Consider the following 23,337-nt stretch of genomic DNA (forward strand, 5'->3'; position numbering starts at 1 on the left):
GGAGTGGCGCGTTGCCCGAAAGCCTGTTAGCACGCCGCTTGAAACTGGGCACGTACCTTGGGATTGGACTGTATGTGCACTGGTCCTTTTCGTTGGCAGTGGTGTTTGTCGCATTGCGATCACTATCGCTTGGCCTGACAGGCGTGGCATTCGCGATCGCCCAACTTTTTAGCGTGTTCTTTTGCGTCACCCTGCACGAGTACGGGCACGCGATGGCGGCTCGCTGCTTTGGGATCGGCACGGCTGATATCACGCTGCTGCCGATCGGTGGCGTGGCCCGACTGCAACGCATGCCACGCATTCCTTGGCAGGAACTGGTCGTGGCGGTGGCGGGCCCCGCGGTCAACGTCGTCATTGTCGGCGTGTTGATGGTGACCTTGGCTGTGTTGGCAGACCCCGCGGACATCCGGGCAATGGGATCATTTGTGGTCGCAATGTTCACCGGCGACCTGATCAGCGCCGAATCCAACGACACCGCGATGCAAATTTTCACCGAACCGTCTTGGTTGGGCTTCGGCATTCTGATGATGCTGGTCAACACGATGTTGGTCCTGTTCAACATGATTCCGGCCTTTCCCATGGACGGTGGTCGTGTGTTCCGCAGCATCCTGGCGATGGTGATGGACTATTCCCGTGCCACGTCCATCGCATCGAAGGTCGGGTTGGTATGTGCCGGCTTGATGGCGGTGGCGGCGCTTAGCTCGGAACCGCCCAACCCGATTCCGGTGCTGATCGCGGCATTCATCGGGTACGCGGGGATCGCCGAAGCACGCCAAGTCAATCTGATGGAAAAAGTGCGTGGGCTGCGGGTCAGCGACGTGATGATCGAAAGCGACCGCGCGTTGTCGATGGACACTCCCTTGGACGAAATCGCCAGGCAATGGCGAAAGACGTCGCAGCCAACCCTGCCCATCGTTTCGATTGTCGGAACGGTCGTGGGTACATTGCGACTGGAAGACGTGGCGGCCGCGATCGCTGCGGGACAACCACCCGAGACAACCGCCGGCCAACTTGTCGACCACCGTCATGGAATCGAAGTCTTGGGCGTCGACGAACTGCTGTCATCCGCCTTGTCGCGGCCGAGCAAAACGCATCGGCAAATCCCAGTGGTCGATTCCCAACATCACTTGGTGGGCATCCTGGACTTGGAAACGATGCTAAGCCGGCGTGGTCTGCCTAGCCCGACCGCAGTCCCTGCGACCGAGCCGTCCATCGACGGTGCGGTGCCGCGATTCGACGCCACCAACTGACCCCTCATCGATTGCGGGCGACCGGGAAGCGACGACGTTAAAGCGTTCCCTCTTCCCACTGCCCACAATCAGCATCCATCAGATTGCGTTCGATCTGCAGCGTCGTGTGATCGATGTGGAATCTTTCATGCAGACATTCGCCAATGCTGCGAAGCAGTTCGTCATCGTTGGTGTGCTGGGGCCGGACCAAGTGTGCGGTCAACGCCACTTCGGTCGTGCTCATTGCCCAGATGTGAAGATCGTGGACCTGCGTCACACCGGGAAGTCCCGCTAGATACGATTCGACCTCCTGGGGCTGGATGTTTGCCGGCACTGCCTGCATCGCCATCTGGATGGATTCCCCCAGTAGGCTCCAGGTTGCCAACAGGATCACGACGGCGATGATCAGACTGGTCAACGGATCGACCCACGCCCAATCGGTCCACAGGATCACGGCTCCAGCGATCGCAACGCCCAGCGACAACAATGCATCGGCGGCCATGTGCAGGTAAGCCCCGCGAAGATTCAGATCATGATCGCGGCCACGTATGAACAGCATCGCGGTGGCGGTGTTGATCACCACGCCAACGCGTAGCCACCCCACGCCATCAACAATCCCAACACGTCGCTGAGGTTGTGACCGGCGTCGGCCAACAGGGCCAGTGAACCGGTCCACCATCCAAATGCACCTTCGATCGCGACGAAGACGACATTCAACGTCACGCCAACGGCGAACGCCCAACCGTAATCGGCGCCCGCTGGATGATGATGGTGGGCGCACTGATGCATGAATCGGTCAGCCTAGAAACGATGCTTGGTCGTCGTCGAATGGCCCGACGAGAGGGCCGATCCGTCAAACACCGCTTCGATCGAATAGGTGGGGGACGGTTGAACGATCCAACTGCGTTCGGACTCTTCCCCGACCGCCGTCATCTCGAAAACGATCATCCCAACAGCCCAGGCCGCTAGGATCCAAAAGATTGCAGCCAACTGCCGTGCAATTGCCGGCGTCGGACGGTCCGTCTCGACAACCTCGGAAAGGGTCGCGACATCGGCTTGCTCGGTGAACGCAGTTCGGTCCGATTTACGATTGCTGGACGATTCGATGGAATAGCTTGATGACATTGATAAGCTCGGCGCTCGCAGGTGAAGATGATCATCGACGGTCGGTCCAACACAATGGCCAAGAACGATCTCGAACCATTGGATGGGACGCACAACCGATAGGATTGCGGCATAGCAACCATTTTCGGTCGTCGGGTCCTGCGCGAATAAGCCGTACAGAATGAAAGTGCGTAAAGTAACGATTCCCACGGCCACGGAATCGGCACCACCACTAGCCTAAACCTGACCCATCAAAACCCCGCAGTCGACAAAGTCATCCACCGAGATGCGATGGAGACGATCGAACCGGTTTGTGGTGGGGAAGGGAAGTTCGCCCCCCGGGCGCTAAACTCAAACGATCCACCCACCGCCACCCCCGAAGCTAGATCGGTTCCATCGCGCCGCTGAGGGCACCTAGATAGGTTTGGGCGATACGGAAGATCAGGAACACAAAGAACAGGATGATCGCCACGCGAATGATCACCGTTGCGGTGCCAGCCAGGAATTTGACCGCCGACCTGGCCCGTTCGTCGTACTCTTTGGCCAGGTAATCCATCGATTCCGCATCGGTGCCAGAGTGCTCGGCAATGTCCACTCGCGCGATGAAGTCCTCGGGGAACAGATCGGTCGCGGCCAGGGCACCGGCCAGAGTCGATCCACCGCGGATCGCTGTTTCGGCGTCGTCGGCGGCGCTGCGGTAGTAGTCGCTGTCGGTACTGTCCAACGCCAGCGGGATCGCTCGCAACGGATCCAAGCCCGCATCCAACGACAGCGCCATGGTCCAACAGAACCGCGAGATCGTGATGGTTTGGATCGAGGGACCAATTTTGGGGATCAAATAGATCAGCGGTGCCAGATTCTGGATTCCGCCGACATTATTAAAGAACGCCCAGGTGAAGCCACCGACGGTGCCAAAAAAGATCGACACGTACAACCAAAACCACAGCACGCCGCTGCCCCCGCGGAGCCCGAATCCCAAAATATCCGTCATCTGGCCGCCGCCGGCCGGCGTCAGGATCCCCATCAGATAGATCAACAGCGAAAGCACCACGATCCCGCCGACAAGTTGCAGACCGGGAAGGGTGATCGAGCTGATGAACATCCGCCGTGTGCTGATCTGGCGTTGGAAGTGCTCGCTTAGCGCTAGCAGAGTCCGTTCCAGACGCCCGGTCGCTTCACCGACTCGCGTCATCGCCGCCATCAATCGTGGGAAATAGGCGGAATTCTGGTCCATCACCGAACTCAGATGGTCACCCCGCCGGGCTCCTTCGGCCAACAATCGCATCGCTTGGCGTTCGTTCGGGGCGCCGTGACTGGCTTCACTTTCCAGCAACCGAATCATATCGGCACCTGCCTTCAGCCCCGTTCCAAAACGGTGACAGAACTTCGATGCCGTCGTAAGTTTCAATCGCTTGGAAAACACGCGATGGTCGCCTCAGAGAAGAAAGGTCGTCAAAGCCGATCGAAGACCTTTGCGAATGTCCCAGCGATCAGCAGCTGCCCCACCGAGTTTAGCGGATTTGGCGGCTAGCGGCCCACTGATTGATTGAGTCGTTCAGTCCAACGCTGGGAATCATCTCGCAGCGGAAGTCGTCCAAGGGCTGTCGATTGAATCAGCAGCCGGTCAACGAAGGGAACATCCAGCGACTCTGATCAAGCAGCGTGGTCGGCCGGTACATCCTTTGGCGCCGCAGCAACCGAGACGTTGGATGTTTTCGCGGCGACATCGACCACGGAGGCGGCAGAATCAGATCGCTTTACCGAACCGGCAAATTCTCGCAGCGTCTCTTCAACCTGGGCAAGCTGTTCGGCTGCGGTTTGCGAAAGATTGACAAAAAGGATTCGCGTCGTTCCGACCTGACACCAAGTGGCCTGTTCGTCTTCGAGCACCTCCATCCGAACCTTGAAACCGGCTTTGCGAGCCTGGTTCAAACGCTGTTTCAACCGTGCGACGACGTTCAAATTCTCGCTCATCTCGCTTCCATCGACGATTCCGGACGGGATGGCCGGGTGGTAGGCCCCGGCCTCTACAGGCGGTCGCCCCACAGCCTGTGCCCAATGCGATCGTTCACTCATTCGCCGAAACGAGAGCAGAAATCGATGGGCCGGCGGTACCAAAATCACGAAGGTTCAGCGAGTTGGCAATCTGTGCGGGACTATCACCAAACGGTGTAGCAAGTTGCTGGGCGTCGACGATAGGTCATTCAACGGGGCACGTTAGCATTTTAACGCTCGTCCCGATTTTGAGCTCCGCCGTTACTCTGCTGGCCACCTGAATCGACATGTCGAAGCAACCCAACGCCGCCCCCAACATCAACGAACAACAATTGCACATTCAGCAGCTGAAAGGCGAATTGCGTCGACTGCAATCGATGGCGGCTTTGGGCGAATTGACCGGCACGGCGACCCACGAATTCAACAATGTGTTGATGACAATCATCAACTACGCTCGTTTGGGCATCCGCAACAAAGACGAACCTAGCCGCGACAAAGCGCTCAGCAAAATCTTGGAAGCATCCGAACGAGCGGCTAAGATCACCAACACGATTCTTGCTCAAGCCAAGAACCGCAGCGAGTCTTTCGAACCGACTCAACTGGGCGAAATCATCGACAGTTCGATGATGCTGCTAGAACGCGAAATGCGAAATTATCGCATCGCCGTCGAAACCGAAATCGATCCGGCGACCCCCGCGGTTCAGGCCAGCGGCAATCAGATCGGACGCGTGCTGCTAAACCTGTTGATCAACGCCCGCCAAGCGATCGTCGAAGGCGGCACCATCCTGGTCCGATTGGCACCCAGCAGCGAAGCCGGTTGGGTAGAGCTGACGGTCCGCGATTCCGGAAGTGGGATCCCTCAGGAATCACTGCCCAGGATTTTCGATTCGTTCTACAGCACCAAGAGCGGACCAGATGAATCGGGCAAAGGCGGCACCGGCTTGGGCTTGGCGGCCTGCAAAGAAATCATTGACGCCCACGACGGACGCATCCGAGTCGAAAGCAGCGTCGGTGTTGGCACGGCTTTCATCATCCGATTGCCCGTCGCCGTCAGTGCTCAAGCAGCCGCATGAAGAGCCACCGATGCCGGCACGGCAACGGCAAGGACCGCGATTGCGGACCACGCCAGCACGCCGTCCACGTCACCATCCGACGTCGACTAAGTCCCCCCACTTCCGTAGTGGGATTCGCCAGAATTCGCCCCCCTCACCCCAACCCTCTCCCCCAATCCCATCCAAGTCGAACTTGGATGAAACCGGGGGAGAGGGGGCTAAAAAAGGCACCTGTGAGCGCGTAGCACGCCCTGCTTGAATCTCCCCCACCGAAATAACTCTCTGGCTCAGTTGGCCACCAAGCGCTGAGTCACCTTGGGCAACTGTCTGGCCACGAAGCGTGGCAGCATCATCAGGGCGCGATCCGAGATGGGGTCGATCACCAAGCGAAAGTCTTCGCCGCCCGCGTCGCTCATGATCCGTGAAATCTGATCCACGAAAACCTCGCGATGCTTCCCCAGCGGCGGACTGGCCACCACCAACGGCAACCGATCGTATGTCACATCGCTGCCAACCCACCAATGGTTTGCGTCGACCTGCCGAACATACAACCCCATCGGTTCCAGCGACCGGATCAACATCGGTGCCAGCCCGCCGTGGTTGTCGGGCAATAACAGTCGTTCCGGTGTTGCCCGGCGGCGATTGGCGTCGTACCAATTGACCAGACAGGACGCATCGTTGCGACGCGCCGTCCGCTTCAGAAAACCAGCCAATGCGATCGGCGTGTCCACCGGTTCGCCGGCTTCCCCGGATTGAATCTTTGGCCAATCGGTCGTCTGTCCCGGACCGACTTGGATCCAGCGGTTCATGCTGGCATCGGGAACCAACGGATCGATGCCTCGCATCCGCCGCAACGTCTCGGCGGCCAACGCCGCCAACTGCTGGTTCTGGCGTTGATTGACGATCGCACCCACTGGCCCACCGGCGTTGGCAACCTCTGCGGTTTCGTCATCCGCTTCACCATCCGCGGCCGCGTCGATTGCGTCGCCGCCTAATTCCACGGCGGCATCGGTGTTCGCCGCCGACGGTATCGATCCCTTCAGGAAATCGGCCAACACACCGGCGGCTGATTCAGCATCGTTTCCCATGTCATCGGTGTTGACGATTTGTTCGTATCGGGCAGCAAACGGTTCGTCGGCGATGGTCAGCACCAACAACGTTTCTTCTTCGCGAATCTCGGCGTCCACCTGGGCGGCGATCTGATCCAAAACCTGCCGAGCCGAAACAGCCGTCTTGGGCGGTTTGATCGATTGGCCCACGTCGCGACCCACCAAATCAAAGGACACCCAATCGATCTGAATCGGCACGCCGGTGATCTGGCTGATCATCAAGACCATATCCGTCAACGGATACTGATCGGATCGGAACGCTAGTTTCAGGGCTAGGTCGGACTTCAGATTCAATTTACGTGGCTGAACTTTTGCCAGCGGATCCAGATCGTCTTCCGCGGCGTCATCCAACGGCGCCTGTTCCAACGTCGGTGGCGCCTTCAATGTCGGCTTCTCCGTCGGCCCCTCTTGCAACAGAAACGGCGTGTACTGAGCCAGCCCAGGCGGCAGATCCATCAGACTAGCGACGTCCGCATCCTCGCTGGATTTTGTCGCGTCATCTTCGGGTCCCTGGACCGCGGCGAAATCGGGGATCAGCGAATCGAGCGGAGCGACCGACGATCCACCCGGTTCCGAATCGGCTGCGCCGGTTGGATTGGACGGCTCCGACATCGCGACTGACGGTTGCGTCCCTGGATCCTGCCCCGCTGGTTCCTGCCCGGCCGCCGCAGCGTCCGGATCAGCAGCGGCCGCCGGCGCGGCATCGATCGTCGAACCAGCGACCGAATCGGCGGGCAATTCGCCGTTTGCGGGTCCCGGTTCCATCGCATCCGGTGGGACGGTGTTCGAATTTCCAGAGTCCGGTATCGGATCGCCAGCGTCTTCGCCCGGCGACGATGCATCGGCGGGCGTCCCCTCGACCACCACGTCCGGCCCGGATCCATAGGTCATGACAAACCATCCAAACGCCACGGCAGCCACCAACAACGTGGCAACCGAAATGGTCGTCACCAGAGCGATTTGGCGAGTTCGGCGGGTACGGTCGCTCTGCCAATCCATCGGCGCGGCGGCCCCCGCAGCCTGGTTGGCGAACCCTTCGGACCCCGAGAACCCTTCGGCGGGCAATTCGCTTGGATCCAGAGGTGGCCCATCCCCCGGCTGACCGTTGGGCGCAATCGCATCCTCGGTGATTGCACCGCTATCGACCGATGACGACCCGGCTTGCAACTGCGCCGGTGGCGACTCGATTTGCACCATCGACTGGCAACTGGGACACGCGGCGATCGTGCCGATCAAACTGGGATCGGTCACTCGCAGGCGGCTGTCACAAGTCGGGCACTGAACGGCAAAAGGTTGAAAAGGCAAAGAGAACTTTCGTTGACAAGGGTTCGCCCGACCCAACACCACCGTGTGTCCGAGGCCGGCCGACGATCCGCTTCACCCCTTCATGATGGCTCTTGCCGGCGATTAAACCAAGCTGTTTTCGGGTGCAAAACCAGATTGGCCGCCTGGGGGGGAACGAAAAAAGGAACACTGTGTTTGCGGGATCGGGGCACTTTGACTTGCATCCGCCCCACTCCAGAAGACATAATGTCTAGCGAGACACCACCGGTGTCCCGCCCAGTCAGACTAACATTCTTCCGCAAACGCCAAAACTACAATTCGCTGATGGCACGCAAGGCTCAAGACGTCACCGAAGCCGAACTGGCAATTCTAGAACAACTGTGGGCCGATGGTCCGCTGAGCGTCAAATCGCTGTCGTCGACGCTCTACGGCGAGGCTACCACATCGACCACGGCCACGGTCCAGAAGCTGCTGGGCCGATTGGAAAGTAAAAACTGTGTTAGCCGTGATCCGACCGTCTGGCCACGCTTGTTTCAGGCGTCGATCCAGCGTTCGGAACTGATCAGCCGTCGACTGCAAAACACAGCGGATGAGTTGTGCGAAGGCTCGCTCGGCCCGCTGCTGACCCATCTGGTCCGCAGTTCGCTGCTATCGCGATCGGATCGTTCCCAACTGCAGACGATGCTGAACGAACTCCGCGAAGACCCTAAACAGGGACCTCAATAGCATGTCCCCTTGGGTCGCATGGATTGAACCGATTGCCATCTGGGACTGGCTCGTATCCGGGTCGATGACGCAGTGGTTGGTCAGCAATACGGTGGTCGCCATTCTGATCGCCTGTGTGGCCATCATCGCAGATCGCTTTGTCCGCCGCCCCGCGTTGACGCATCTGTTGTGGGTGATGGTGTTGGTCAAACTGTTGACGCCGCCAATCGCCAGCTTGCCGATCACCATTGATTCGGGAGCCATCGAATCGATGGTTCGGACGACGGGGGCCAAGTTGACGATCGTCGATTCCGTCGACGCTGCTCATCTGAACGACATGGCGGCCGGGATGGGTGCGGCGGCCGATGCCCCGACCCTGCTGACGACGCCCGCCCTGTTGACCGCCGCGTGGATCGTCGGCAGTTTGATGATGTTGGTCTGGATCCTGCGAGCCTCATGGCGAGTTCATCAATTGATCGAACGACGCGGTCGTTTCGACATCACCGCGACCCGACAACTCGCATCGCTGGTGCCCGCCAACGGATTCCATTCTCCTCGCCGAAAGAGCCCTCCGCCGGTTTGGTTGGTCGATGCCGTGGTGTCACCAATGTTGGTGTCCCCCATGTTCCGACGATTCGGTGGCGAGGTTCGGATCGTATTCCCGAAAGCCTTGTGGGCTCGTTTGGACGAACCCGCTCGCGGATCCCTGCTGCTGCACGAATTGGAACATTGGCGTCGCCAAGACTGGATCGTGCGTTTTATCGAAGTCACGACGATGACCGCTCTGTGGTGGCACCCGCTAGTATGGATTGCCAAACTGCAGATCGAATACTGCGAGGAATGCTGCTGTGACCTTGCCGCATCCGGTGGCAAACAAGGGTCACCGCGAATCTATGCCGAAGCCATCCTGCAGACGCTGGACTTCTTGTGTGAACCAGTTGAACGACATCACTGCGAAGTCGAACCGAGGCCGATCGCCAGCGGGGTCGGGCATCTTCCCAAACTTCAGTATCGGCTGCGACAGATCATCAAACCCACCATCCACCGCAACGTCGGGCGTTCCGGTTTCGCCATGATCACTGCCGTGTTGATCCTGTTGCCGATCTATCCCGTGATCGTCCTGAACCGGACCAGCAAGGCTTCGGAGGAAACGCGAGTTGCCAAGCCGAACCAGCCAGAGGTGCTGACGGCCGGATCCGAAGTCGATCCCGATTGGTCCAGGCGACGCATCGAAATCCCCGCAGCAAGCAACAACTAAACGCTGCCCAAGAGACGACGTGCGTTTCGCCAGCGCAGGCTGCCCCCAACCCCCAACCCCTCTCCCCCAATTCCATCCAAGTCGAACTTGGATGAAACCGGGGGAGAGGGGGCTAAAAAGGCAGCTGCACGCGGAGCCGAGGTAGGCCGGATCAAGGAGCGCAGCGACGCTGATCCGGCAACCACAAACCCCCAAGCATCGCCCCCTCACCCCAACCCTCTCCCCCAATTCCATCCAAGTCGAACTTGGATGGAACCGGGGGAGAGGGAGCTAAAAAGGCAGCTGCACGCGGAGCCGATGTAGGCCGGATCAAGGAGCGCAGCGACGCTGATCCGGCAACCACTCACCCCAAGCATCGCCCCCTCACCCCAACCCTCTCCCCCAATTCCATCCAAGTCGAACTTGGATGGAACCGGGGGAGAGGGGGCTAAAGAAGGCAGCTGCACGCGGAGCCGATGTAGGCCGGATCAAGGAGCGCAGCGACGCTGATCCGGCACCCACTCACCCCCAAGCATCGTCCCCCGACCCCCAACCCCTCTCCCCCAATTCCATCCAAGTCGAACTTGGATGGAACCGGGGGAGAGGGGGCTAAAAAGGCAGCTGCACGCGGAGCCGAGGTAGGCCGGATCAAGGAGCGCAGCGACGCTGATCCGGCAACCACTCACACCAAGCATCGCCCCCTCACCCAACGCCGTTAAGGAAATTTTTCGAGTGAATTAGGTAACCAGGATAGCTTTTGGAGGGCCATAAATGAAATAAGCCAGGCTCCCCCCAAAATCCTCGACTACATCGTCGAAAGAAAAGGAGCCTGGCTATGAGTAACAGTGGCAAGGATGCTGCTTCGAAACAGAAGCAATCAATGACTCAAGGTGAACAGCTGGCCAAAGCGATTCGCTGGATCGCCAACGACCAATTATTCGCAAAGGTTCGTGTTCACGGCAATGCCAATTGGGTGCCGACTCACTTGATGCAGGTCGCAATTCTATGGGTTTGGAGTAGTCAATCATTGCTCGTCGAATCCACCAAAGACGCGATCAAAAGTGTCGAGAGCTTATTCGGTACGACCGGGATTCATTCGTATCAGACGCTGATCACTGCACTGCAGAAGTACACCGAGCAAATCCTTCCGCCACTGGTCCAACGAATGCATCATTTGATGGAGAAGACAGATCAAGCAAGTTTTCGCATTGGGATTTGGTTGGTGTTGGCCGTCGACGGTTCCCGCTTGGATGCTTGTCGAACCCTGGCCAACGAGAAGCGGTTCTGCAAGCCAAAGAACAAAAGGGGATCGAAGAAGAACAAGAAGAACAAGCGTGGTCGACACGCCAACAAACGAAAACCGGTGAGCAAAAAGAAGAACTACAATCCGCAGCCCGTCGGTCCGCAAGTCTGGCTCACGCTACTGTGGCATGTCGGACAACGATTGCCATGGGCATGGAAAATCGGACCGAGTTATTCCAGCGAACGAGCCCATCTGTTGGAAATGCTGAATGCTTTAGACCTACCGAAAAACACGCTCATCTGCGGTGATGCTGGTTTCGTCGGCTACGACTTTTGGAACGCGATCGACAGCCACGGCCATCACTTCCTGACGCGTGTCGGAAGCAATTGTCGCTTCCTGAAGCAACTTGGACGGGTTCGCGAACGTGATGGCATCGTGTACTGCTGGCCGAAAGAAAAACAGCAACGCAAGCAGCCGCCGTTGGTCCTTCGGCTACTTCGCTTTAACGACGGACGTGGCGAAGTCTATCTCGTCACCAACGAATTGAACTTACGCAAGTTAAGTGATTCGCGTGCTGGGGAAATTTATCGAAAACGCTGGGGAATCGAAGTGCAATTCCGATCCTTAAAGCAAACTTACGGTCGTTCGAAACTGCTCGGGCGAACGCCGGATGTCGTCGAGCACGAGTTAACCTGGTCGCTTGTCGGTCTTTGGATGGCGCAGTTACTGGCGCTTCGCGAACAAATCGATCGGATCGAACCGGCGGCTCAAACGAGCGTCGCGATGGTGTTACGAATATTGCAAAACATCCTGCACTGCCCCAACGAGATACCCGCGCGGGGCGAATCGCTTCGGAGTCTCTTGGCCGGTGCGTTGACGGATACATACGACCGCGCAAGTAAAAAGAAAAGTCGCAACTACCCACGCCGAAAAGAGGAACCCCGGACCGGCCCACCCACAATTGAACTCGCCACCGCAGAGCAACAGAAGCTTGCCAAAGCTACACTGGACCTCTCAAATGCAGCATGAAAAATTTCCTTAACGGCGTTGCCCCTCACCCCAACCCTCTCCCCCAATTCCATCCAAGTCGAACTTGGATGGAACCGGGGGAGAGGGGGCCGTTGCTCGCCTGCCACCTACCGCCGCCACTCACCACCGCCCTTCCACCATCCTCGACCGACCATCTGCGTCGAAACGAAAAAAGCCCGTTACGACTTTCGTAACGGGCTTCTTGAATTCTTTGGCTTGAAGCCGCGGGGTGTGACTAGCTCCACAACCCCGAGACGTCATCGGCCAACAACCGGATCACGTCGGTGGGGTCGGTTTCGTCGTCGGCGTCGTCATTGATCGAAACAACCGCAGAGGACTGAGCGATCTGGTTTTCGCTAGACGATGCATCGGAGATCAAGTCGGCTTCGGCGAAGTCGGCAAACACTTCATCGCTAATCGCTCGTGACGACCGGTAGGTTGGCGTGGATGCCATCACCTGCGGCACCACTTGTTCGCCTTCGCCCGAGGTCAGTGCGGCTTGGTTCTTTTGACGTGACAGGTAATTGATGACTTGCAAGGCGTCCAATGCGGTCACCCGTTCGTCGCCATTGACGTCCGTAAAGTAGCTGACGCCCGCCGATCCGCTTCCGGCTTCGCCTTCGGCCGACAAGCGACTCATCGCGTTGATGATCACCAGAGCGTCGATCGGCGAAACAAACCCGTCGTTATTGACGTCTTGAGCAAGCGATGGGTTCTGGAACGCAGTACGCGTTCCCGCACCGACATCGATGACCAGTTTGTCGTAACGAATTCGTGACACGTCGATCGGGTCATCTTCGTTGAACAACAAGGTGTCTTGGAATGGGAACAGGTCGGCCGGCGATCCAGTGACCTCGGCAGTTCCCGGTGCGATCGCATCGAAGAACAGAGTAGCCAACCGAGCCGGATTGACTCCCACCCCGTTGCTGCTGAGCAGGGTTCCAAATTCGTTGATGATGCCCGGCGTTGATGCGGTTCCAACGGCGGCATCGTCTTCAAAGCCTGTACCGAAATCAACGTCGAAGTTCAATTCGTCGCTGGTAATGGTGTTGGCTGGACGAATCACACCCTGGCTATAAAGCACATCCAAGTAGCCGGCAAAGACGTAAGTCGAACCGAGCGATCGCAGGTCTTCGACGTCGACTCGGATCCCGAAGCGATCGCCAACATTCACCTCGCTGATCGGTGTGACACCGTCAACGCCGACCAATTCAAAGTCGATTGCGACTTCTGCGTTAGCTTGCGAATCGCCCAATGCGATCGTGGCTTCAGCGATGCTACGGATGCCGTCGTCAGTGACGATCACATAGGTGAATCGTTCCAGACCATTGGCATTGACGTTTGCACGATAGCTGAAGAAGTCATCATTCAGGTTATCAGGTGTGCCATTGTCATCGATGACCAGACTGCCCAGAGTTGGCTGCGTCACCAATCCGAATTCACGGACGGTTCCGGTCGATCCTAAGTTGTCGTTTTCCAGAACGTCGATCACCGCACGATCGACCGTCGATGCACTGATTAGATCGCCGTTGCTGTCACGTCCATCGGGGAACGAGTCGTCCAAGGCTGCGGTAAAGTTGCCGGTATCCGCAACGATCAACAGTTCCGTTCGGCCCAGTCGCAACTGATTGACCAACAGGGCGACATCCGATGCCAAGACAACGGTTTCGCTTTCAGCATCGTCGGCTGGGTTGGCCAAGAACTGTGCCACACCGGGTGACAACGCTTTCATCGTGATCGTGAACAATTCGGTCGGGCCGTTATGTTCCGTTTGGCCACCGATACCGATCTGTTGGACTCCCCCAACCTCGTCGATCAAACCAGGAGTTTGTGCACTTGCTCGTTGCAACCCATCGGTGCGGCTAAACAGCGGTCCGAAAGAGATGTCAAACGGGAAGTCATCGCTGCTGTCGGTATCCTGAGTCGACACCAAGGCATCGGTGTAAAGCAGGTCCAAGAACGCAGACGCCACTCCCTCGGGGTTGGCAAAGGCACGCAGGTCTTCGACTGAAACGCGAACCTTGAATTCCTTCCCAACTGGGATGCTGGAAATCTCGCGTCCATCGACACTGTCCAAGATATCGATCGAAAACGCGACGACATCGTCGTTGCGAGTGCCTGGCAACAGGTTGACCGTGACAGTCGCACTGCTGACCGAACCAGCCGAATCCTGGATGCTATAAGTGAACTCTTCGGTTCCGTCAAAGCCAGGCTGCGGCGTGTAACGCAGCGATTGACCGCCACCGATGATTTGAACGTTTCCGCCAGCCGATCCCGGCGTGACGCTGGTGATCGAGATGCCGCCCGACAGGCTAGGCACGTCGTTGTTGAGAACATTCAGCGGACGCTGAGACGAATCCTGAGCGACCTCGAACGAATCGTCGACCGCGATCGGCACGTTCGACTGGAACGTCACATTGACCACGACCGTAGCCGTCGATCGATTGCCAAACTGATCAACGACGGTGTACTGGAACACGTCACGACCGGTGAAACCGTTCGGCGGTGTGTACAGCAACAGTTTCTGGTCATTGGAAATCGAAACCGAACCGACGGTTTTGACCGAAGTGTTGTTGGGATCTTCCTTCGTCAGCGTTTCGATCGTCAGCGGGTTGTCGACGGTTTGGAAATCATTGCCCAAGACGTCCAGCATCTGTGACAACGAATTTCGCGGCACCGAAAAACTATCGTCGTTGGCGATCTCGGCAGCGTTCAGAATCGGGAACGCGTAATCTTCGACTTCACCCGTGGCAGTGAAACCGGCCGATCCAAGATTCGCTTGCTGGCTCAGACGGAATCGAACATAGGTCGTTCCGACCGATGCGTCCGCTGGCACGTTCACATTGACGGTCAAATCTTGAGCGCCGGTCGAGCTGTTGACCGGAAGGTTGGTCACAAATTGCTCGCCCACGTCCAAGAAATCGCCGTCACGGTTAAAGTCCATGAAGGCTTGCAGGAACGCGGGAACGCCCGTCGTGTTGGTCACGTTGACGCGGAATGTGGCTGAATCGCCAGGTCCCAGCGGCGAAGTCAGCTGGACGCCATCTTCGTCGTCAACGTTTCCGTTATTGTCATCGCCATCGGCCAATTCCGATGGTTGACCGCTCAGTTCGCGGTCGATGTTGGAACCCAGAGTCAGACCCTGAATGATGCCGTGGGCGGCTCCACCGGCGGCGACACTGGTCTTGTATTCGTCGGGTGCGTCACCGTAATCGCTCGACGACAGGAACCCAAAGTTGAAGTTATCGGTCAACGACGTGCCATTGAAATCGACGATGTGTTCGCCAAGCGTCGGCTCGCTAAGACCGGGGTAGGTCTGTTCAAATCCAGCCGGGGTGACGACGCGAACCGTGTAGGTTCCCGGACCGGGGAAGTTGATCGCATAGCTGCCATTGGCAGCCGATTGGGCACTCGGTTCGCCCAGGTCGGGACGGTTGTCTCCATCCAAATCGGCGTAGACATAAACGCCCGACAACCCGGTATCGCCCGAATCACGCTCGCCATCGCCATCGTTATCGACAAAGACGGTGCCGGTGATGTTGGACGTGAGCTGGCTGAATCCAAACTTAATCGCACCACTGGTGGAACTGGATACCGACGATGCAGTCGTGGCCACAAAGTTGGTCGGAGTCACCGCACGAATGTTGACCGATCCCGGTGGCAACGTCAGAGAGTACGAACCATCCGCACCGGTCACAGCACGCGGTTCGCTTGTATCGAAGACACCGTTGTTGTTGACGTCGGCATAGACCGTAACGCCAGCCAATCCGGATTCGCTGTTGTCCGCACCGTTGCGATTGACGTCATTGAAAACGCGACCGGTCTGTCCGACTCCGCCCTTGGTGCCGCTGGAAAGTGCATGCGCCATGCTGGCGGTGACTTTCTCGAATCCGGAATAAACTTCTGGGTGATAAAAGTCATTTCGGAAGATCGGTTTCACGTCGTCCAACGTGCCAAAGATCCCGTCTGGGCCCACGCCCATATTGTTGGCGTTGGCAAGCAGCGTGCCGCCGGCATCCGAGATCGTCGCGATCGAGTTGGAGTTCAGCGTGTGCAGCATGCCGAAGGTGTGACCAGCTTCGTGAGCAATCACGCTGGACAAAAATTGGATCGTTGCATCCACTTCGCTAGCGGCCGGAGCGATCGGGAATCCCAATAGCGAACCTTGGAATCCGTCCAGCGCAAACAGACCGAATTCGGTCAGGTCAAAGTTACCCACGTCCACCGATTGAGCGATTCCGTAGACACCGGGAACACCGATGTCCAACCCAGTCCCACCGATCAGCAAGCGGGTCATCCGCGGGTCTTGGGTATTGTTTTCGAACCAAGCACGGTGCGAAGGAATGTGGCTGTTCAGAATTCGGATCGCGTAATCACCAGCGACGCCGGTATCCGAGAAATCGCCATTGTTGCCGGAATTGCCGAGGTCTTCGAAGACCCGAATGACGTCCTCGTAGGTTTCGGTGATGATCCGGTCGGCTGTGACGCTGTCACCGTATTCAAGCCCCAAGAACGGCAACGAATCGGTGAAAGTAGGCACCACGGTGAAACCGAAAGTCGGTAGCCCGGGGACCAACAAATCATTATTGAACAGGTTATTGTCGACAACGCCGCCCTCGAAATCGAGGTACAGAATCTGGGCGTCACCATACGCCAGCGACTCCGTCGTGGGACGATACGTCCGCAGACCGACGGTGTAGTTGTTGACAACGTCGATCGAACCGACGGTTAAGTAATAGCGACCGTCTTCGGGGATCACCATCGTTGCATTGGCGTTGGCCACCGTTTGCAACGGGTACGCCAATCCGCCAACCGGAACACTGCTGGTCAGCGCGACGGATCCGCGAAAATCGCGAATCGTCAACTGGCCGGCACTGCCGGTGGTGGCAACATCCAGGATGTCGCCGGCTTTCAGGTCAAACGAGAAAGTATCCAGATCGGACGAAAAACCGCTGGTGGCCGATGTGCTGTTCGTGATCGGCAGCGTGCCAGTCACGTCAATCGTGCTCTCTTGCCCCGGGCCATTGCCCAAGGGGATGAAATCAGCGTTGGACCGGAAGTCGTTCTGACCGGTGTCGCTGAATCCCTCCGATTCGAAGAACGATGCCGCGGGGACCGTCCCGATATTGCGAGGCGACGTGTAGACGGGCAAATCCGTCGGCGCCGGCTGGATCGGAGGCTCGGTCAAAACCGCCATCAGCCGGCGGCTTTCCAGCCCTTCCAGCGTCAAACGCCGCTTCTTGGCCCGTTCGATCTTAGATCGCTCGGAAGCTTTACGGCTGGAATGTTTCGATTTCGAATCGTTTCGTTTGATCATCGAGGGTCTCTACCAAACTGAAGACCAACAACCGCCTGCGGGCGCTGGACCGATCGACTTGGGGTGGATGAACTGGGTCACTAAACGTTGTATGCCAAAGCCAACAGCAAAACACGATATTTCGTTCGCGAATGTTCGCCAAAACGAAGCCAAGGCAATTGGCGTCTTGACTAGCATCGGCCGAAAGATTCGCTGTCGTTTGCCAAATGGCCAGTGCCGTCCCATTCGGAAGCAGGAAAAATGGGCAAGCTGTGCGTTCTTGATAAGCTGCGAGTGCGATTCTAGTTAGACCCACAAGGGTGTCAACGAAACGCAAGGGTTCGGACGGGATCACCGCAATCAAAGTTCCCAAGCGATTGAGTAAAATCTGTCAAGACACCTGCAAACGGTGCACAAACACCCACTGCGAATCCCCCGAAAACCAGCTAACGGCGATCCAAAACACCTAAACCGGGTACCCGAGCATAAAAAAAGCCCGTCCGAGTCTGATCTCGGGACGGACTTTCAAAGTTTTTTGACGTTTCCGTCGGCTTGTAACAATCAGACAAAGCTGAAGGCCACAATCACACGCTGATCACCCCGTCGGGCGGGCCGATTACCAGAGGTATTCGGCACCGAAGGAGAATCCGTTGAGGACCAGCGAGTCGAATTCCATGCCTGGCTTGCCAGCCGTCGACGGTGATGCCACCGCGTCGCGGATGAATTCACCGTTCAATTCGGGGCTGCCAACTTCGTCGATCGCGATCAGGTAGTAGGCCGACTTGAACGACCAGCTGTGGCTGAAGCGGTAGACCAGTTGAGTCGAGAACTCCAGGGCCAGGGTGCCATCGTCTTCGCGGTATCGATCTCGGATCGTGCCAGGACCGCCGCCGGCGATCGAGTTGGCCGAGATGCTGTATTGGCGAGTCGCTTCGTTCTTCAACCAAGCTCCCTTGGCTTCCATGCCCAATTGGACGCCGGGGATGACGTTCCACCACAGGTCGCCACCGATTTGAGCACCGAACATGTTGTTCTTGACGCCGTCGGATGAACTGAAGAACCGCTGGGTACCGTCGGTCAACGTTGCGTCGGTGCCGTCGTTGTTCAAACCAACGATGTCCAGCCCCAGGCTGTTGTCATAGCGAAGGTATCGCATTCCGACCAACCAAGACCCTTGGAACCGGCAATAGGGTCCAACGGTGCGGCGTCGGTAGTTCAGTTCGCCGCTGTGGAATCGAGCTACGCTAGTCGCGGTTTGCGAGATCGAACGGTCGGTATCGTCAAAGCCGCCCACTGGATTGGTCCCGAACTCGCTGATGAAGGAGTACAGGTCGGCTCCCGACGAGATCACGAAGGGGAACGAAGTCGGCCCGGATGTGGCCAGCGGATCAAAAGCACCGTTGGCGACCAGAGTTGCCGGTGAACTTGCCGATGCGCTGCCCTTCCATTCCTGGCCACCCATGTAGGTACCTTCGATGTTGCCGCCGGCTCCGAAAATCAGCGATCCAGAGAGTCGGATGCCTTCTTCGAGGTCATCATTGATGGCGTCTTCGCCGCGAATCACTGGGGTCCCACCGGGGCCAGCACCGCGTTGTGTCAGCACTCCTGATACTCCTTCGGCTCCCGATCGGCTCATGAACAAGCCTTCGACCGACACGTCATACCATCGCTGAGCACACTTTCCGGCTTCGGTGTAAGGCATCAGAGCCCCCAAGCATCCCACCAGCGAACGCCCGTTGAACATTTGACAGGCTTCGCAGCCGTCGCCACGGCAGAAAACACACATGTGACGCAGGTTAGATAGCCCGCCACAGTGGCCACAGCCCTGTTGGCCGCAACCGCCACACGCTGAACCGCCGCCGTACATCTTTCCGAGCACGCCGCCGTTGCTGAGCACGCCGCCGCCACCCATGCCACAGGCACCGGTTCCGCCGCACGCACCGCCACAGGCACCATCGCACCCGCCGTACATCGCGCCGCCATACCCCATGCCTCCGTAAGCCATGTTCGGGTCCATCCCATAGGATGCCCCGCAGGCTCCGTCGCAGCCGCCGCCGCAACTGTCACAGCTGCTGCCACCACCGCCAAAGAATCCGACTTGTTGGACGGATCCCTGCTGCATGGAATGCTGCGGTGCGTAACCACCGGCTTGGGCCTGCATTGGTGGGACGTATCCCGGTCCGGCTTGGGCCGTATAACCGGTGCGTTGCACCGGCCCTTGTTGTGTTAATCCCGCGATCGCTCCGGGCGGCATCTGGCCGCTGGCCGGCATCACAAAGCCACTGGCCTCGTAATCAATGTCGGCGTGCTGAACGCGTGGGGGTTGTGCGGAGACAGGTCGGATCCCCGCGAATGCGCCAATGACCAGCGTCACTGCGGCGACCAAGGTTGTGATTGATTTCATATGAGTCATTCGGTGCATCGCAAACGTCTCCGCGGCCGTTGCCGCCTCGCTGTGGGCCGGTTATCAACTGATTGGGGTGATCCTGGGCATGAGGATGTGCAAAACACAGCCGCATGACGTTGCCGATCCAAAACACGTCACAAGCAACGGATGCTCGGACGCGCCGAAGAAACCGTCACCCAGCTAGTCGCGTCTTCGGCGACAAACCATGGCGGCGTTTTCTTCCCTCCCCCTTACTTTCTCTGGCTCCTTTGGAAACAGCTGCTCTGATTCGTCTTGTTGAATCATCCAGGTTTTTCAGTCCCCGATGATCCAACCGTTCAGAACAACCGCTCCAAGCGGAGTTATCGGCACGACCGGCCGCAAAGATTTGGTTATTCCGCTGGAACCGGGTAGGAAAACTTTGCCGAACGCGCCCCGCAGCACCCCGCCAGTCCGATAAAATTGTCGGAAAATCAACGCTTTCGCTCATCTTCCTTCCGTTGTGAGCCGACGCCGTGCTTGATCGCAAAATCATCGAATCGACGCTGGAAAAGATCCACTCGGGCCAACTGACCACCGACGAAGCCACCGACTTTTTGCTGGGACTCGGCGACCACACGTCCGTCGTCCCGCCAGCGGCCGAGTCCACGCTGGCTGACGATTCCGCGCCGCCAGACGGTGAACCGCTGGCATCGCTGGTCCAGCGACTGGGACATCCGCCCCCAGCGATCATCCAATACTGGTGCCAACACCTGCGCCGCGTTGCGGCCGACCTCGAATCCAAGACCGCCCGCCCGCTGCCCGCCATCGCCGTCTCGGATTGCCACATCGACGGCAACGGCCAACTGGTCTGGAACCGATACGATCTGGCGACCGACCAAACACACGGCAATGCACCGGAGCCGATCACGCAAGAATCCGAAGCCAGCATTGCAGACTTCACGGCGTCACTCACAGCGGACGTCCCCGGTGACCATCGGGCCACGAGCCTTCGATCCGCCTCCGACAAATTCCCGTCAGTCGATCCCAAGCCCGCCATCCGCAGTGATCCGTCGTCTCGACATCGCCGCGGCCGCTCTCGTTCGCATCATCTTCGAACCTGCATCATCGCGGCAGCACTCATCGGATGCGCAGCAGCGGCCTACCATGTACTGACGCAAGCGTCGTCAAACTCCGACGTGGCAAGCACCGACGGGGCAGGCTCGGATACGGCGGCCAACAACCACTCGCAGCGTTCCGCCACCTCGCCCTCATCGAAGCGGCCCATCGGGCCAACGGACCGCAGCGAGGACATCTTTTACTTTTCGGAAACCGCCTCCGATGGCGATGGAGCTGACGAGTTGGATCCTGTCGCTGACACCTCGGAACGCGAACTGGCACCGCTGGAACCAGAGTTGTCGATGGCTCCGTCTTCCGTTTCGATGGAAGTCGCTCCGCCGGAAAACATTTCCTTGGACGCGTTCATCCCCGTTTCCGGAGATCCGGGTAGCGTCCCAACACCGGAACCAATCGGACCGATCGAACCCGCGGATTCCACTGAATCGATCGTGGTCCCACAACTAGCCACGATCGACGAACAGCAGCCACCACCAACCGAATCCGAGCAGTCGATCGCCATCGTCGACGATGATGTTGGGGCAAGCTCCACCGCGATCGAACTTGCGGATGCCGACCACCTAGAACCGGTCCTGATCACGTCGCGTCGTCCCACGCAATTGACATTGGACTTCCCCTTCGACGTCCCACTATCGTCCAGCGAATCGGCTACTCCGCCATGGCAAGTCATGGACTCACAGAAGGACACCGTCATCGCCGACTTCACTTTGGTCGACGACAGTTTGGCGATGACCTGGGCTGAATCAGCCGCGCGGTCGGTCAACGCAAAACGACTGGTCCATGGTCGACTTCGCGACGGATCCGGCACCACCACGTACCTGCGGCCAATCATCCAAGCCGATCCGTATGCCCTGCGACTGCAGTCGCCCGATTCGATGCCCACTTGGAATCTGCACGCGCCCATACCACCGCAAGCAGCACGCATCACGATCGACGTCGATCTCCCCGAAGGCATCGACCTGACCTGGGTCGAACCGATCTCGCCTGATTCGGTCCGACGAACGCGAGGCTTAGCGGTGCTCAGCAACGAAGAATACGAACACGTCTCGCTGGGCATCCGCATGGACATTCGCTGCAGCCGCAAATTGCAATGTCGGATTCGCTATGCCGGGCGATTGGATTCGTCGCTTCCATGGAATGCAGTTTCCGTTCCCACGCTCGAAGCGTACAGCCAGCAACTTGATTACCAAACCCAGCGAGTCCACCGCGAAGCGATCCGCCTATCCGACGTACACGACATGGCCGATTCCACAGGCCGACGAATCATCAAAGCCAAACAGAAGCACAACGACGCCCTAGCCGAGAACCTAAAGCAAGCCACCACGCGAGTCGCCCAGCTACAAACCCTCATCGCCACCATCGAATCCAAAGCCCAGCTAAAAATACGAATCTGGGTCCAATGGCCAGACACCGAACAAACGATCCTAACGATGAACTAACCCCCAATCCATCCAGCCCCACCTCCTCACAAAGATCTTGTGGAGTTTGCGTTCCAGCGAGATATCGCTTCGCGATTCGCCAGCGAATACAAATAGTGGCGTTCACATTGCATGCCCCGCTCCTTAGTCAGATCGTCATCGCCATGATTCCTTAACAAATCGAACGCACCGTTGACACTTTCCTGAATCGCGATTTGCTGTTTGACCTACCTATGAAAAATCTTGTTGTGTTGCTGCTGTTGGCGATTGTTTGGGCGGGGGCTTCTGGGTGTGGGCGGGCGGGTGGTCGGGGGGAGGAACTTTCTTTTCTTCGCCGGATCATGTCGGACGATCTGGCTGTGCATGCGAGTCTGGATGTGCCGAGTCGTGAGTGCCTTGTTCGGGCGGATTCGGATGGGGAGACTTGCCTAGGGTTTCGACTGCTGCCTGGCCAACCAAAGTTGCATGGTGGTGTTCGCGCGGAAGTTAGCGTCGACTTCCCGCACTGCGAGGGTGATGTGGTCCGCTATGAATGGCGGTTCAAACTTGCCGAAGACTTCGTTTCGGATTCCCCGGACAATCGATGGTGGGTGATCGCTCAATGGCATGACCAACCTGACCCGCTGAAAAACGAAACCTGGCAAAATCACACTTCCCTCAGCCCACCAATCTCGCTGAACATCGGCGAAGTCGACGGCTCACTAGCGATCGGCCTGACCTATGGACTGACTCGCGACGGACACCAACAAACAGTATCGGACCCGGTCGCGATCAAGCGGAACGTTTGGTACCGCGTTGTCGCAAACGTCCATTGGTCACAAACCGAGACCGGAATGGCGGAGTGCTTCCTGGACGATTCGCCTGAACCCATCTTCGTTGCCAATGGACCCAACATGAACAACGGGTTCCGTCACTACCTAAAGCTTGGCATGTACCGACACCCGGACATCGATACAGAGAACACCATTTTCGTAGATGATGTCGCCATCGAAATCAGCCACCCAACCTCCTCTGCCGGACCGTCGCAAGCCGACCGGTGACACGTCCGGCGACAGCGCGGGCCGGGACCGATTTTTGCAATCGGCGGAGGTCACGTGGATTTGCGGAGCGGAACGGATCACGGGGGGGAGAGGC

The 23,337-nt window shown here is 58.1% G+C and carries 15 protein-coding genes; 7 read left to right on the forward strand and 8 right to left on the reverse strand.

Annotation, left to right across the window (positions count from 1 at the left end):
• The first annotated feature begins 11 nt into the window (after nt 1-11).
• Nucleotides 12-1,250 carry a site-2 protease family protein gene (locus K227x_RS27950; protein ID WP_145175837.1) on the forward strand — a complete coding sequence of 413 codons (1,239 nt, stop codon included), beginning with the start codon at nt 12-14 and terminating at the stop codon, nt 1,248-1,250.
• A gap of 37 nt (nt 1,251-1,287) precedes the next feature.
• On the opposite strand, the gene K227x_RS27955 is transcribed toward K227x_RS27950, so the two are convergent.
• From K227x_RS27955 to K227x_RS27970, 5 genes are all read right to left on the reverse strand, one after another.
• Complete coding sequence (locus K227x_RS27955) at nt 1,288-1,788, reverse strand: cation diffusion facilitator family transporter (protein ID WP_246146343.1); 501 nt, start codon at nt 1,786-1,788, stop codon at nt 1,288-1,290.
• A 17-nt stretch (nt 1,789-1,805) separates the two neighbouring features.
• A complete protein-coding gene (locus tag K227x_RS31310; protein ID WP_246146344.1) occupies nt 1,806-2,018 on the reverse strand; it encodes a cation transporter in 213 nt (70 codons plus the stop codon).
• A 12-nt stretch (nt 2,019-2,030) separates the two neighbouring features.
• The gene (locus K227x_RS27960; protein WP_145175841.1) at nt 2,031-2,354 is read right to left on the reverse strand and encodes a hypothetical protein; all 324 of its coding nucleotides are present in this window, start codon (nt 2,352-2,354) and stop codon (nt 2,031-2,033) included.
• A gap of 361 nt (nt 2,355-2,715) precedes the next feature.
• Nucleotides 2,716-3,756, reverse strand: coding sequence for a type II secretion system F family protein (locus K227x_RS27965; protein ID WP_145175844.1), 1,041 nt, complete (start codon nt 3,754-3,756; stop codon nt 2,716-2,718).
• Nucleotides 3,757-3,986: 230 nt separating this feature from the next.
• Nucleotides 3,987-4,409 (reverse strand): hypothetical protein, encoded by a 423-nt coding sequence (locus K227x_RS27970; RefSeq protein ID WP_145175846.1) that lies wholly within the window; start codon nt 4,407-4,409, stop codon nt 3,987-3,989.
• A 206-nt stretch (nt 4,410-4,615) separates the two neighbouring features.
• Here K227x_RS27970 and K227x_RS27975 point away from each other — a divergent pair, with 206 nt between their 5' ends.
• Entirely contained in the window at nt 4,616-5,401 is a 786-nt protein-coding gene (locus tag K227x_RS27975) for a sensor histidine kinase (RefSeq protein ID WP_145175849.1), read from the forward strand.
• 266 nt (nt 5,402-5,667) lie between these two features.
• Here K227x_RS27975 and K227x_RS27980 read toward each other — a convergent pair whose 3' ends face one another.
• Nucleotides 5,668-7,794 (reverse strand): hypothetical protein, encoded by a 2,127-nt coding sequence (locus K227x_RS27980; RefSeq protein WP_145175852.1) that lies wholly within the window; start codon nt 7,792-7,794, stop codon nt 5,668-5,670.
• Nucleotides 7,795-8,097: 303 nt separating this feature from the next.
• On the opposite strand from K227x_RS27980, the gene K227x_RS27985 reads away from it, so the two are divergent.
• From K227x_RS27985 to K227x_RS27995, 3 genes are all read left to right on the forward strand, one after another.
• The gene (locus K227x_RS27985) at nt 8,098-8,499 is read left to right on the forward strand and encodes a BlaI/MecI/CopY family transcriptional regulator (RefSeq protein ID WP_145175855.1); all 402 of its coding nucleotides are present in this window, start codon (nt 8,098-8,100) and stop codon (nt 8,497-8,499) included.
• 1 nt (nt 8,500) lies between these two features.
• Nucleotides 8,501-9,736, forward strand: a complete 1,236-nt coding sequence (locus K227x_RS27990) for a M56 family metallopeptidase (RefSeq protein ID WP_145175858.1) — start codon at nt 8,501-8,503, stop codon at nt 9,734-9,736.
• 814 nt (nt 9,737-10,550) lie between these two features.
• A complete protein-coding gene (locus K227x_RS27995; protein WP_145175861.1) occupies nt 10,551-11,987 on the forward strand; it encodes an IS4 family transposase in 1,437 nt (478 codons plus the stop codon).
• Between the two features lie 235 nt (nt 11,988-12,222).
• On the opposite strand, the gene K227x_RS28000 is transcribed toward K227x_RS27995, so the two are convergent.
• Entirely contained in the window at nt 12,223-17,304 is a 5,082-nt protein-coding gene (locus K227x_RS28000) for an Ig-like domain-containing protein (protein ID WP_145175864.1), read from the reverse strand.
• 595 nt (nt 17,305-17,899) lie between these two features.
• The gene (locus tag K227x_RS31490; RefSeq protein WP_218933598.1) at nt 17,900-19,687 is read right to left on the reverse strand and encodes a BBP7 family outer membrane beta-barrel protein; all 1,788 of its coding nucleotides are present in this window, start codon (nt 19,685-19,687) and stop codon (nt 17,900-17,902) included.
• Between the two features lie 497 nt (nt 19,688-20,184).
• Here K227x_RS31490 and K227x_RS28010 point away from each other — a divergent pair, with 497 nt between their 5' ends.
• Both K227x_RS28010 and K227x_RS28015 read left to right on the forward strand, forming a co-directional pair.
• Nucleotides 20,185-22,224, forward strand: coding sequence for a hypothetical protein (locus tag K227x_RS28010; RefSeq protein ID WP_145175870.1), 2,040 nt, complete (start codon nt 20,185-20,187; stop codon nt 22,222-22,224).
• 212 nt (nt 22,225-22,436) lie between these two features.
• Nucleotides 22,437-23,243 carry a polysaccharide lyase gene (locus K227x_RS28015; RefSeq protein ID WP_145175873.1) on the forward strand — a complete coding sequence of 269 codons (807 nt, stop codon included), beginning with the start codon at nt 22,437-22,439 and terminating at the stop codon, nt 23,241-23,243.
• Nucleotides 23,244-23,337 lie beyond the last annotated feature (94 nt).

Source organism: Rubripirellula lacrimiformis (assembly GCF_007741535.1).
GTDB classification, from domain to species: Bacteria; Planctomycetota; Planctomycetia; order Pirellulales; family Pirellulaceae; genus Rubripirellula; species Rubripirellula lacrimiformis.

Bases quoted from the DNA above. Each gene is read 5' to 3' on its own strand.
- K227x_RS27955 (WP_246146343.1), bottom strand. From the start codon at position 1,788: ATGCTGTTCATACGTGGCCGCGATCATGATCTGAATCTTCGCGGGGCT.
- K227x_RS31310 (WP_246146344.1), bottom strand. From the start codon at position 2,018: ATGCATCAGTGCGCCCACCATCATCATCCAGCGGGCGCCGATTACGGT.
- K227x_RS27960 (WP_145175841.1), bottom strand. From the start codon at position 2,354: ATGTCATCAAGCTATTCCATCGAATCGTCCAGCAATCGTAAATCGGAC.
- K227x_RS27970 (WP_145175846.1), bottom strand. From the start codon at position 4,409: ATGAGTGAACGATCGCATTGGGCACAGGCTGTGGGGCGACCGCCTGTA.
- K227x_RS27975 (WP_145175849.1), top strand. From the start codon at position 4,616: ATGTCGAAGCAACCCAACGCCGCCCCCAACATCAACGAACAACAATTG.
- K227x_RS27985 (WP_145175855.1), top strand. From the start codon at position 8,098: ATGGCACGCAAGGCTCAAGACGTCACCGAAGCCGAACTGGCAATTCTA.
- K227x_RS27990 (WP_145175858.1), top strand. From the start codon at position 8,501: ATGTCCCCTTGGGTCGCATGGATTGAACCGATTGCCATCTGGGACTGG.
- K227x_RS27995 (WP_145175861.1), top strand. From the start codon at position 10,551: ATGAGTAACAGTGGCAAGGATGCTGCTTCGAAACAGAAGCAATCAATG.
- K227x_RS28000 (WP_145175864.1), bottom strand. From the start codon at position 17,304: ATGATCAAACGAAACGATTCGAAATCGAAACATTCCAGCCGTAAAGCT.
- K227x_RS31490 (WP_218933598.1), bottom strand. From the start codon at position 19,687: ATGAAATCAATCACAACCTTGGTCGCCGCAGTGACGCTGGTCATTGGC.
- K227x_RS28015 (WP_145175873.1), top strand. From the start codon at position 22,437: ATGAAAAATCTTGTTGTGTTGCTGCTGTTGGCGATTGTTTGGGCGGGG.